Here is an 11,462-nt window from a genome sequence, read left to right on the forward strand (position 1 = left end):
CAGGTCGAGTAACTGCTGCTGGAAAGACATAAAAAATCCGATGCCAGAGATCTGGCATCGGATTCTCGGGGAGCCTCGGCAACAGCTCAAATGCTTATGTGAACAGCATTACGCCGAAGGGCGGCCTTTTTCGTGGCGCTGGGTAACGGGGAGGAGAGGCGCTTGCTTAGCCATCGGGTCTCGTAAAGTGCGCCGGAATCCCACTTCAGGAGTTCCGTCCGCTCAGGTCTCCCGGCGCAGCTTGCCGGCCCGGATACCGGTCGAATGACCAGCGCGTTTCCGCTTGGTAGTGCATTGCAGGTGTCGTGTTGTCATGGCCATGGATCGCTATAATTCGCCGCGTTCTTACAAGGAATTTGCATGTCGACCATTCTGCGCAACTGGCCTCATCTGGTGGCCATTCTCTGGTTCATTACCTGCTGGGTGGGGTACACCCGCTACGCCATCTGGAAGGGCAAGGACACCGCCTGCCTGGCTTCGGTCCTGCATCTCTACCGCGAGGACTGGATGCGTCGCCTGTTGCTGCGCGACAACCGTATCGCCGACGCCAGTGTGATCGGAAACCTTGAGCGCAATGCCTCGTTCTTCGCCTCCAGTACCCTGATTATCCTGGCCGGCATTCTCACGGTGTTCGGATCCACTGATCGCGCGGTGTCGGTGCTGGCCGACCTGCCGTTCGTGCAGGCTGCCAGCCGCAGTATTTCCGAGTTGAAGCTGTTGGGTCTCGCCGTCGTCTTCGTCTACGCCTTCTTCACCTTCAGTTGGTGCATGCGTCAGTACAACTTTGCCGCCATCCTCGTGGGATCGGCGCCGATGATCGGAGAGAAACACGTCAGCGAGCAGGAGAGGAAGGCCTTCGCCGAGCGTACCGCGCGGGTGATTTCCCTGGCGGCCAACCAGTTCAACTTCGGCTTGCGCAGCTACTATTTCGGCTTGGCCATGCTGGCCTGGTTCATCAATCCCTGGTTTTTCATCATTGCGACCACGGGTGTTGTGCTGGTGCTGTACCGCCGCGAATTCCATTCCGATGTGCTGGATGTGATGGTCTACACCCCAACTCACGCGCTGGAAGCGCCCAAGGAGAAGGTCGAATGAGTATTCCTTTCTGGTGCCTGTTCTTCTCGGCCCTGCTCATCTACCTGGCGAAGATTCCCGTGGCCAAGGCCATGCGTGAAGAGGGCAGGGGCTACGACAACCGTCATCCACGTGCGCAGCAGGCACGGTTGACGGGTTTCGGTGCGCGGGCTGTGGCGGCGCATCAGAACAGCATCGAGATTTTCCCGCTGTTCGCCGCCGGTGTGCTCATGTCCCATGTCACCCAGACCCACGGCTACTTCGTCGACCTGCTGGCGATCATCTTCATCGTGTCGCGCGTGCTCTACCTGTTCCTCTATTGGAACGACAAGGCCACCCTGCGCAGCTTGGTCTGGGTCGTCGGCCTGGTCTGCTGCCTGTTGTTGATGCTCAGTCCGGCGCTCTGACCCACGGAAACAACAAGGCCCGCGCAATGCGGGCCTTGTCGTAGCTATTGCCAGGAGTTTACTGGCTCTGCTCCTCGGTCGGTGCAGTCTCCGGAGCGGCCGGAGCGGCGGGTGCGCTCGGAGCCGGGGCGGCTTCCGGAGCCGGAGTCGGGGCTGGGGCCGGTGCGCTCGGCTGGGATTCGGTCGCCGGTGCAGCCGGTGCCTGGGCCTCTTCCTTCTTGTCGCAGGCAGCGAGACCAAGGCTAGCGGCCAGGAGCAGGGCGAGAGACAGGGTTTTCTTCATCATTGAGCCTCCATGTGTGGCTTTTCCTCATCGATAGGCGTTGGAGTTTGTGACCTGTTTCTAAGTTCCGTGCTTAATGCAAAAAGCCTTACCCGAACGCTTGGCCACGGCGTAGGCGCGTCCGTCAGGGTATCATTTAGCACTTTGCCCACTTTCCGCCAAGGTTGCAGTCATGACGGACAATTCCCTTATCGAACGGTCGCAGCGCTTTCTTTCCGCGTTGCGCCACTGCCAGGTGCTCGGCCTAAGCGTGCATGACGCCACTCCCCAGGGCCTGACCCTGCGTTTGCCTTACAGCCAACAGATCATCGGCAACCCGGAAACCGGCGTGATCCACGGCGGCGCCATTACGACCTTGATGGACACCACCTGCGGCATTTCCACGGTCTGCGTACTGCCGGAGTTCGAGATCTGCCCGACCCTGGACCTGCGCATCGACTACATGCACCCGGCCGAGCCGCACAAGGACGTCTACGGATTCGCCGAGTGCTACCGGGTGACGCCCAATGTCATCTTCACCCGTGGCTATGCCTATCAGGACGACCCGACCCAACCCATCGCCCATGTGGTCGGCGCCTTCATGCGCATGGGCAAGCCCGGCCAGTTGAAGCAGGGAGGTGCAGTATGAGCCTCGACTTCAACGCGCTGGTGCGCGAGGCCCAGGAGAAGAATGACTACGACTCGCTGGTGTGCCTGATCCCCTACGCCAAGCTGATCGGCATGGAATGCCTGCGCCTGGGGGATGACATGGTGTTCCGTCTTCCAGCAAGCAAGGAAAACATCGGCAACCCGACCCTGCCGGCCATCCACGGCGGTGTGATCGCCGGTTTCATGGAACATGCGGCCATGCTCCACCTGCTGATGTTCATGGGCACGCCACATATGCCCAAAATCATCGACTTCTCGATAGATTACCTGCGCGCCGGACACTATCGTGACACCTTCGTCCAGTGCCAGGTCTGGCGACAAGGCCGCCGCGTCGCCAACGTCGCCATCACCGCCTGGCAGACCACCCAGACCGAACCCATCGCCACCGCACGCGCCCACTTCAAGGTCGATGAACCCTGAGGGGCGCCAGTAAGGTCCGGTCGCTCTCAAGGAAAGTCCGATGGTTGCGTTACTGATACTTGGTGGCCTACTGCTGATCGTCACCGGCCTGGTCTGGCTGGTGATGCTCGCTTTTGGTACCAGTTTGCTCTGGGGCTTTGGCAGCTTGTTGCCGCCGGTCACGCTGGCCTATGTGCTCAACCATTGGCGCACCGCGCGCAAGGCTGTGGCCCTGGGCGCGATGGGCTTCATTCCGCTGGTGGTGGGGCTGACGATGCTGGCCGCGCAGGACCCTGAGCGGTTGCAGTCAATCATCAGCCTTCGCTGGCTGGGCGATGAGCCGCAGGCCGCGTCAGAGCTGGATATCCGTCTCAACGGGGAGCTCAACGGCCAGCGTTTCTCGCCGCTACAGGCCGAACTGGTGGACGGCATTCTCAGCCTGCGCGAGGGGCAGGATTTCTACGCCCGTCGCGAGTTGACCATTCGTGTCGGCAACCTGCCGAAGGGGGCCTTGCGCCTGGACGTGCTGCCCCAGGACCCTGGACCGCAACCGGAAGTCGAGATCAGTTGGCTGCTACCGGAGCAGGAACTACCGGAGGCCCGGCGTATCCCCCGTGGCTACACCCTGCATCTGGACTTGCAGCCCGTGGCGCCAAACCGTCTGGCCGGCGACTTCCATCTGGTCTTGCCGCCGAAGTTCGCCACTACGCTCACGGGCCATTTGGAGGTCTTTACCGACCGTCTGCGCTACCGCGATGGACGGGTGGATACCACCTATGACTCTCGCGACACCCTGGCCTATGTGGTTCGTGACTACCTGCAGCGGCGCTTCGCCACCCATAACGTAGAGCTGGCCCAACTGCCAGCTGTCAGCTTGCCGGCGCGCGATTTGGATCTGGACGTGGAGGCCCGTGTCGACGGCCAGGTTCAGCATCTGGCCTTGCAGCTGGCCAAGAGCGCGGCCCGGGGCTGGCGTGTGCGCCATGACAGTTTCCCGCCACTGACCACTCCCAGCGTGGCGCCTGAAACGCCTAGCGGGGCGCAGGAGCTGGCGCCTCTCGCGGACACCGGTGCGGTGGATCGTCGCTTGCGTTTCTCGCTGCAACGTTTGCTGAACACCCCCAGCCAATACCAGGAGCTCAGCATGCGCGTGTACACAGTGCGTGGCAGCACCGCCGAAGGCCGCTTCGCCGGCCTGGATCGCGATGGCCGGATCCTCATTCGTCGTAACCTGGGCGGGGCAGGGGCCGCCAGTTTCAGTTTCGATGTCGAAGAGGTGTCCGACGTGGAGCTGCTGGAGCCCTGAGCCGGTCGAGTGAAACGCGCTTCTCTTTTCACTGTTTCCGGGCAATGGCAGGTGCCATTGGCGGGCAAGTACTGTTCGATTTTCCTAAGCACTTGAAATCCTTGTCGAAGCCCCCATCTGGATGACATCCGCCGCCGTATGCGGCTCAAACCATCCACGTGGAGTTAGACGACCATGAGTGTGGAAACTCAAAAAGAAACCCTGGGCTTCCAGACCGAGGTGAAGCAACTGCTTCACCTGATGATCCATTCCCTGTATTCCAACAAGGAAATCTTCCTCCGCGAGCTGATTTCCAACGCCTCCGATGCTGCCGACAAGCTGCGCTTCGAAGCGCTGGCCAAGCCCGAGCTGCTGGAAGGCGGCGCCGAGCTGAAGATCCGCGTCAGCTTCGACAAGGACGCTCGCACCATCACCCTCGAAGACAACGGCATCGGCATGAGCCGCGACGAGGTGATCGCGCACCTGGGCACCATTGCCAAGTCCGGCACCGCCGACTTCCTGAAGAACCTTTCCGGCGACCAGAAGAAGGACTCCCACCTCATCGGTCAGTTCGGCGTGGGCTTCTATTCCGCCTTCATCGTCGCCGACAAGGTAGAAGTTTTCACCCGCCGCGCCGGTCTGTCGGCGAGCGAAGGCGTGCACTGGTCGTCGCAAGGCGAGGGCGAGTTCGACATCGCCACTGTCGACAAGGCAGAGCGTGGCACCCGCATCGTCCTGCACCTGAAGAGTGGCGAAGAGGAGTTCGCCGATGGCTGGCGTCTGCGTAACGTCATCAAGAAATACTCCGACCACATCGCCCTGCCCATCGAACTGCCGAAAGAACACCACGGCGAAGATGCGCCCGCCGAGCAGGAGTGGGAAACCGTCAACCGCGCCAGCGCGCTCTGGACTCGCCCGCGTACCGAGGTCAAGGACGAGGAGTACCAGGAGTTCTACAAGCACGTTGCCCATGACTTCGAGAACCCGCTGTCCTGGAGCCACAACAAGGTTGAAGGCAAGCTGGAGTACACCTCGCTGCTCTATGTTCCGGCCCGTGCCCCGTTCGACCTTTATCACCGCGAGGCACCGCGTGGCCTGAAGCTGTATGTGCAGCGCGTGTTCATCATGGACCAGGCAGAACAGTTCCTGCCGCTCTACCTGCGTTTCATCAAGGGCGTCGTGGACTCCAATGACTTGTCGTTGAACGTCTCCCGCGAAATCCTGCAGTCGGGTCCGGTGATCGACTCCATGAAGTCGGCCCTGACCAAGCGCGTGCTGGACATGCTGGAGAAACTAGCCAAGAACGAACCCGAGCAGTACAAGGGCTTCTGGACCAACTTCGGTCAGGTGCTGAAAGAAGGCCCGGCCGAGGACTTCGCCAACAAAGAGAAAATCGCCGGCCTGCTGCGCTTCGCCTCCACCCAGGATGCATCCGGTGAGCAGAGTGTTTCCCTTGCCGACTACATCGGCCGCATGAAAGAAGGCCAGGACAAGATCTACTTCCTCACCGGCGAGAGCTATTCGCAGGTCAAGAACAGCCCGCACCTGGAAGTCTTCCGCAAGAAAGGCATCGAAGTGCTGCTGCTCACCGACCGTATCGACGAGTGGCTGATGAGCTACCTGTCCGACTTCGACGGCAAGGGTTTCGTGGATGTCGCCCGCGGTGACCTGGACCTGGGCAAGTTGGACTCGGAAGAGGACAAGAAGGCCCAGGAAGAAGTCGCCAAGACCAAGGAAGGCCTGATCGAGCGCCTGAAGAAGGTGCTGGACGAGCAAGTCAGCGAAGTGCGCGTTTCCCACCGACTGACTGACTCCCCGGCGATCCTCGCCATCGGCGAACAGGATCTGGGCCTGCAGATGCGCCAGATCCTTGAGGCCAGTGGCCAAAAGGTGCCGGACTCCAAGCCGATCTTCGAGATCAACCCGGCCCACCCGCTGATCGAGAAGCTGGATGGCGAGCAGGACGAGGACCGCTTTGGCGAGCTGTCCCACATCCTCTTCGACCAGGCCGCCCTCGCCGCCGGCGACAGCCTGAAGGACCCGGCCGCCTACGTGCGCCGCCTGAACAAGCTGCTGGTGGAACTCTCGGCCTGATAAGAGGCTGGAACGGAACAGGCCCGCGAATTGCGGGCCTTTTTCGTTGTGGGTGCTTGACGCTTCGGCGGAGCGAATTCGTTCGCTACGCCGACCGCACAAGGCCAGGTCGACACTGCCGCGCTCTTGAAATCCCATGCAACGAACCCGGCAGGAGGGCTCAGCCGGCATTGGGTCTAACCTTAGTCATTCCCCCTGGCACTGGAGAGTCCCCATGAACCGTTTGCTCCTGCCTTCGCTGCTGTTCGCATTCGCCGGTCCCGCTTGTGCAGCCATGGTTACCCAGGCTGTTCCGTACGAGATAGACGGCAAAGCCTTTGAAGGCACCCTGGTCTATGACGATGCGGTGAAGACCCCACGCCCCGGCCTGCTGATGGTGCCCAACTGGCTGGGCGTGACCCCGGCCGCAGCCGAGCAGGCCAAGGAAATCGCCGGCCAGCGCTACGTGATCTTCATTGCCGACATGTATGGCAAGGACGTTCGCCCAACCAATCCGGACGAAGCCAGGGCCGCCGCGACGGCCGTACGCGGTGATCGGCCCTTGATGCGCAAACGTGCCCAGGCCGGTGTGGAGACTCTCAAGGCCCAGGCTGGGCAGGTGTCGCTGGACCTGGCGAGTCTCGGCGCCATCGGCTTCTGCTTCGGTGGCGGCAGTGTCCTGGAACTGGCGCGCTCAGGCGCACAGCTGAAGGGCTTCGTGTCTTTCCACGGCAACCTGGACACGCCGAACCCGGCCGATGCGCGCAATATTCGCGCGCCGGTACTGGTGCTGCATGGCGCTGACGACCCTGCCGTGCCCAAGACCCAGGTAGAGGCTTTCACTGCCGAAATGACGGCCGCCAAGGCCGATTGGCAACTGGTCAGCTACGGTGGTGCGGTGCATTCCTTCACCGAGCGCGGGGCCAGCGTGCCCGGGCGTAATGAATACAATCCCAAGGTCGCTGCCCGGGCCTACCAGGCCATGAACGACCTGTTCGACGAAGTCTTTGGCGGAACGAGGTAATCCATGACGCAGATCCAATCCCAGAATATCCAGGGCGCGGTCCTGATGTTGGATGGCGCGTTGGACCCGCTGGTGCCCCGTGAACAGCTACCGGCCTTCGCCAGGGAGATGGGCGAGGCCGGAGTGGATTGGCAGTTGCTGAGTTATGGTGGCGCGGTGCATTCGTTCACCGATCCTGCCGCCAACAGTCCTGGTACCGCGCAATACAACGCCACGGTTTCGCGGCGCGCCTTCACCGCCATGTACGCGCTGCTGGACGAAGTCTTCGCCTGAGCCCTAAGCCAGGTGTGCGAGCCCGTAGGGTGGGCTTCAGCCCACCACCCGCCGTCCAGATCAGCGCGGCAACTCAATGCGGCTGGTTTCGCCCGGCACCACTGGCCAGTCTCCGGCCGCCCAACGGCTGCGCGCCTGCTCGATCAGTTCCGGGCTGCTGGACACGAAATTCCAGTTCATCCGTCGCGGCCCATCCAATGGTGAGCCGCCGATCATCGCCAGGTGGCTACCGCTGCATGCGGAAAGCACGTACTCCACGCCCTCTGGCAGCACCACCAGACTGCGTGCTTCGAGCGGCTGGTCGTCCAGCATTGCTTCGCCTTCCAGCAGATAGAGCGCCCGCTGGGGATGTTCGCAGGGGATGGTCAAGGTGGCGCCGGCTTCCAGATGCAGGTCTGCGTAGAGGGTAGGGGAGAGCACCGGTACAGGCGATTCCAGGCAGAAGCCGGTTCCGGCGATCAGGCGGATGCGCACACCGAGTGCTTCCTGCTGCGGCAGGCTCGCCGCCGGATGATGGCTGTAGCTGGGTTCGCAATCCTCGAATTCCTTCGGCAGGGCCAGCCAGACTTGCAGGCCGTGTGCGCGCGAGCCGCTGGTCATCAGCTTCGCCGGGGTGCGCTCGACATGGGCAACGCCGCGGCCAGCGGTCATCCAGCTGACGTCGCCCGGCTTCACCAATTGGTCCGAGCCCAGGCTGTCCTTGTGTTGCAGCTCGCCTTCGAACAGGTAGGTGAGGGTGGATAGGCCGATATGGGGATGCTGGCGCACGTCCATGCCGGTGCCGGGGGTGTAGTCAGCTTCCAGCATGTGGTCGAAGAACACGAAGGGCCCGACGCTGCGGCACTGGGCCGACGGCAGCGGTCGGAGGATGGGTTGCCCGGCGACTTCTTCGGCGCGCGGCCGTATGGTGAGAATGTTCATGCTCAGGTTTCCTGCTCGGGTCACTGGCTGAAGTTGCCTTCGGCAAGGCGCGTTTCGATGCTCACTTCCACCTGGGTCATCAGCTTGTGTACCGGGCACTTGTCGGCGATGCGCAGCAGGGTGGCGCGTTGCTCGTCGGTGAGGGCGCCGCGCAGGGTCAGTTTCACATCCAGGCGGTAGTGCCCCTTGCGTTCCTCGCTGTCGTCGCGGGTCACCTCAACGTCCACGCCAGTCAGCGGGATGCCGTTTTTCTGGGCGTAATAGGTGACGGTCAGGGCCTTGCAGCTGCCCAGCGCTGCATCGAAGTAGTCATGAGGCTCCGGGTCCCCACCGGCGCCGCCAAGGTCCGTCGGCAGGTCAGTGAACAGCGGTGCCTTGCCTTCCAGTTCGATGCGTTGGCGGGTGCCGTTGGCGGAATCACGGGTGAGACGGATGGTCATGGTGGGCCTCCTGGCCGATGAGCGGAACAGTCCCCGCTAGGCTAGCGCAAAGGGCGGCGGCCGGGCAGCGGGTAACCCGGTTGAACGCGGTCAGCCGGCTGCCGGTCTATAGTCGCTCATACATCCGGGAGGACCTGCCTTGTATCGACTGAGGACCAGTCTCGCCGCACTGCTGCTGACGGCGACCATGCCGGGGGAAGCGCGCGAGTACCACTACAGCGACGCCCACCTGCACTACGTGGATTTCTTCCAGGAAACCGATGGCATGAAATCCCTCCTGGATGCGATGGACAAGGGTGGCATCGACCACGCAATGATCTCTGGTATTCCGGTGGCCAAGAAGTGGCACGAGGATGAACCCAAGCGGCCGCGCTACTACGCTGGCGACGACGCCGGAGCCTACTGGTACAGCGCCACCGACGTGCTGGTGGCCGCAGCGGTGAAGCAACTGCCGGTCGAGCAGCGCAAGCGTTTTCATCCCTTTCTCAGCGGTTTCAACCCCAACGACAAGAACTCCGACGCCCACATTCGCCGCATGCTCGAACTGGACCCGGGCCTTTGGCAGGGTATTGGCGAGGTGTTCACCCGCCACGACGACCTCACCGCCCTCATCGATGGCGACACGCCGCGCGCCAACAACGAGGCCATGAGCCGCATCTACCACCTGGCGGCCGAGTACGACCTGCCGGTGCTGCTGCACTCCAACATCACCTCCAAGCGTGAGCGCAATCCGCTTTACCTGCAGGAAGTGGAAGAGCCGCTGCGCAACCATCCGCACGTGCGCTTCATCTGGGCCCACGCCGGCTCCAGCCTGGAGATCCACCGCCACCAGACGAAGATGGACTTTCTCCTGTCCACCCTGGAGCGGATGCTGGGGGCCTACCCGAACCTCTACGTCGACCTCTCCTGGAGTGTGCTGAAACCCTACTTGCTGGATGCCGGCGGCAAGCCGGACCGGCGCTGGCTGGCACTGGTGGAGCGGTATCCAGACCGCTTCATGCTGGGCTCCGACGTGGTCGGGCATTTCGACGGCCTGGGGGACTACCTGGCGGCCTACAATGCCTTCCTCGACGCCCTGCCCGAAGCGGTGGCGCGCAAGGTTGCGCGGGACAATTTCCTGGCAGTGCTCCCGCGCAAACACCGGAGCGACATCGCGCAGTGAGTCTGTCACGAGGCTGTCATGGCCGCGTCATAACCTCGCGCCACCGCAAACAAGGAGCGCGACATGATCCCCTTTCGAATGACAGCACTCGTGGCCCTGGGCCTGGCTTCCGGCGTGGCCCTGGCTGATGTACGGGTGGATGGCCCGGTGGAGTACGGCATCTTCGAATCGCAGTATCAGGACTACCAGCCGGGCGAGCGCGTGCTGACCCGCAGCAACCAGAATATCGAGCAGACCGACGAGATCCCGGCCAAGTTGGGCACCAAGTTCGGCATGCGTTACACGCTGCTCGGCAAGCAGGAAAAGGACACCCCGCTGACCCTGCTGTACTTGACCCCCGGTGTGGTTACCCCGGACGGCAAGCGTCACGACAAGTTCGTGGTTGAGCAGAAGATGGCCCCCGGCGCGCCGACGGACGTGATGGCCTACGAATTCACCGAGCACTACGAAGTGGTGCCGGGCGAGTGGCGTTTCATGGTGTTCCAGGGCGACCGTCTGTTGGCCGAGCAGCGTTTCACCGTCCGCTGAGCCCGCGCGTGTCGTCAGGGCGCGCTATATTCGCTGGGTCATAGGTAGGCGCGAGGCGCGGGTCCATGGCCGAACAGATCAGCATCCTGGTGGTGGACGACGACGAGGCGATCCGCGAACTGTTGCTGGATTACCTCGGCGGTCAGGGCTACCAGGTCCATGCCGTCGGCGACAGCGGCCAGCTGCGCGCGCGGTTGGCCGAGGCGCTGCCCGATCTGGTGCTGCTGGATGTAGGGCTGCCCGGCGAGGACGGCCTGAGCCTTGCGCGCTACCTGCGCGAACATCACGACCTGCCGGTGATCATGGTCTCCGGCGCCGGCACGCCACTGGATCGCATCGTCGGGCTGGAGGTCGGTGCTGACGACTACCTGGCCAAGCCCTTTGACCCGCGCGAGCTGCTGGCGCGGGTCAAGACCGTGTTGCGGCGCTATCGTCGCGCCCCGGCGGCTTCCACCCAGCCCGCCACGGAAAGCGAGGGCACCTGCCTGCAACTCGGCCTCTGCCGCCTCGATCTGCAAAGCCGCCAGCTGCTTGACGCCGCCGGAGAGGAAATCCCCCTGACCGCCATGGAGTTCGACCTGCTCCAGGCCTTCGCCCAGCGACCCAACCGGCCGTTATCTCGCGACCAGTTGTTGAACCTGACTCAGCATCGCGACTGGAACCCCTTCGACCGCTCCATCGACATCCGCATAGCGCGCCTGCGCCGCAAGTTGGAAACGGACCCGGACAAACCGCAGATCATCCGCACCGTTCGCGGCGTCGGATACATGTTCGTCCCGGGCTGAGTCTGCAAGAAGCGGTAGGGGCGAAATCATTGCCCGTAGGCGCTGGCTGTTGGCTCGATGGTAAATCTCTTGCAACAGCTAACGCAGACATGCGAATGAATTCGCCCCCACGTCAGCCCTTTGTTTCAATTGTTTCAATGGCTCCGAGGCCCTCCGGGCG

At 62.7% G+C, this 11,462-nt stretch carries 14 protein-coding genes; 11 read left to right on the top strand and 3 right to left on the bottom strand.

Annotated features, from left to right (window positions below; genetic code table 11):
- The first annotated feature begins 360 nt into the window (after nucleotides 1-360).
- Nucleotides 361-1,095 (top strand): DUF599 domain-containing protein, encoded by a 735-nt coding sequence (locus tag FFS60_RS14545; RefSeq protein ID WP_028629426.1) that lies wholly within the window; start codon nucleotides 361-363, stop codon nucleotides 1,093-1,095.
- The gene (locus FFS60_RS14550) at nucleotides 1,092-1,481 is read left to right on the top strand and encodes an MAPEG family protein (protein ID WP_028629425.1); all 390 of its coding nucleotides are present in this window, start codon (nucleotides 1,092-1,094) and stop codon (nucleotides 1,479-1,481) included. The genes FFS60_RS14545 and FFS60_RS14550 overlap by 4 nt, the downstream gene beginning before the upstream one ends.
- 58 nt (nucleotides 1,482-1,539) lie before the next feature.
- Here FFS60_RS14550 and FFS60_RS14555 read toward each other — a convergent pair whose 3' ends face one another.
- On the bottom strand, nucleotides 1,540-1,764 hold the full coding sequence (locus tag FFS60_RS14555; RefSeq protein ID WP_028629424.1) for a hypothetical protein: 225 nt from the start codon (nucleotides 1,762-1,764) through the stop codon (nucleotides 1,540-1,542).
- A 172-nt stretch (nucleotides 1,765-1,936) separates the two neighbouring features.
- On the opposite strand from FFS60_RS14555, the gene FFS60_RS14560 reads away from it, so the two are divergent.
- The 6 genes from FFS60_RS14560 (at nucleotide 1,937) to FFS60_RS14585 (ending at nucleotide 7,466) form a co-directional block, all read left to right on the top strand.
- Complete coding sequence (locus tag FFS60_RS14560) at nucleotides 1,937-2,392, top strand: PaaI family thioesterase (RefSeq protein ID WP_028629423.1); 456 nt, start codon at nucleotides 1,937-1,939, stop codon at nucleotides 2,390-2,392.
- Nucleotides 2,389-2,832 (top strand): PaaI family thioesterase, encoded by a 444-nt coding sequence (locus FFS60_RS14565; RefSeq protein ID WP_137822355.1) that lies wholly within the window; start codon nucleotides 2,389-2,391, stop codon nucleotides 2,830-2,832. Before FFS60_RS14560 ends, FFS60_RS14565 begins: the two co-directional genes overlap by 4 nt.
- 40 nt (nucleotides 2,833-2,872) lie before the next feature.
- Nucleotides 2,873-4,117: an MFS transporter gene (locus tag FFS60_RS14570; protein WP_137822356.1), complete on the top strand. Its 1,245-nt coding sequence runs from the start codon at nucleotides 2,873-2,875 to the stop codon at nucleotides 4,115-4,117.
- Nucleotides 4,118-4,291: 174 nt separating this feature from the next.
- Nucleotides 4,292-6,190: a molecular chaperone HtpG gene (gene htpG, locus FFS60_RS14575; RefSeq protein WP_137822357.1), complete on the top strand. Its 1,899-nt coding sequence runs from the start codon at nucleotides 4,292-4,294 to the stop codon at nucleotides 6,188-6,190.
- A gap of 214 nt (nucleotides 6,191-6,404) precedes the next feature.
- A complete protein-coding gene (locus FFS60_RS14580) occupies nucleotides 6,405-7,193 on the top strand; it encodes a dienelactone hydrolase family protein (protein WP_028629419.1) in 789 nt (262 codons plus the stop codon).
- Between the two features lie 3 nt (nucleotides 7,194-7,196).
- Nucleotides 7,197-7,466: a dienelactone hydrolase family protein gene (locus FFS60_RS14585; protein WP_137822358.1), complete on the top strand. Its 270-nt coding sequence runs from the start codon at nucleotides 7,197-7,199 to the stop codon at nucleotides 7,464-7,466.
- 60 nt (nucleotides 7,467-7,526) lie between these two features.
- Here FFS60_RS14585 and FFS60_RS14590 read toward each other — a convergent pair whose 3' ends face one another.
- Together FFS60_RS14590 and FFS60_RS14595 are read right to left on the bottom strand one after the other, a co-directional pair.
- Complete coding sequence (locus tag FFS60_RS14590; protein ID WP_171016526.1) at nucleotides 7,527-8,387, bottom strand: pirin family protein; 861 nt, start codon at nucleotides 8,385-8,387, stop codon at nucleotides 7,527-7,529.
- 20 nt (nucleotides 8,388-8,407) lie between these two features.
- On the bottom strand, nucleotides 8,408-8,827 hold the full coding sequence (locus FFS60_RS14595; RefSeq protein ID WP_028629416.1) for an OsmC family protein: 420 nt from the start codon (nucleotides 8,825-8,827) through the stop codon (nucleotides 8,408-8,410).
- A gap of 187 nt (nucleotides 8,828-9,014) precedes the next feature.
- Here FFS60_RS14595 and FFS60_RS14600 point away from each other — a divergent pair, with 187 nt between their 5' ends.
- The 3 genes from FFS60_RS14600 (at nucleotide 9,015) to FFS60_RS14610 (ending at nucleotide 11,302) form a co-directional block, all read left to right on the top strand.
- Nucleotides 9,015-9,989, top strand: a complete 975-nt coding sequence (locus tag FFS60_RS14600) for an amidohydrolase family protein (RefSeq protein ID WP_256658091.1) — start codon at nucleotides 9,015-9,017, stop codon at nucleotides 9,987-9,989.
- Nucleotides 9,990-10,052: 63 nt separating this feature from the next.
- Nucleotides 10,053-10,517, top strand: a complete 465-nt coding sequence (locus FFS60_RS14605) for a DUF3859 domain-containing protein (RefSeq protein WP_028629414.1) — start codon at nucleotides 10,053-10,055, stop codon at nucleotides 10,515-10,517.
- A gap of 65 nt (nucleotides 10,518-10,582) precedes the next feature.
- On the top strand, nucleotides 10,583-11,302 hold the full coding sequence (locus FFS60_RS14610; protein ID WP_028629413.1) for a response regulator: 720 nt from the start codon (nucleotides 10,583-10,585) through the stop codon (nucleotides 11,300-11,302).
- Nucleotides 11,303-11,462: the final 160 nt, after the last annotated feature.

The sequence above is a fragment of the Pseudomonas sp. D(2018) genome, from assembly GCF_005502555.1.
GTDB classification, from domain to species: domain Bacteria; phylum Pseudomonadota; class Gammaproteobacteria; order Pseudomonadales; family Pseudomonadaceae; genus Metapseudomonas; species Metapseudomonas resinovorans.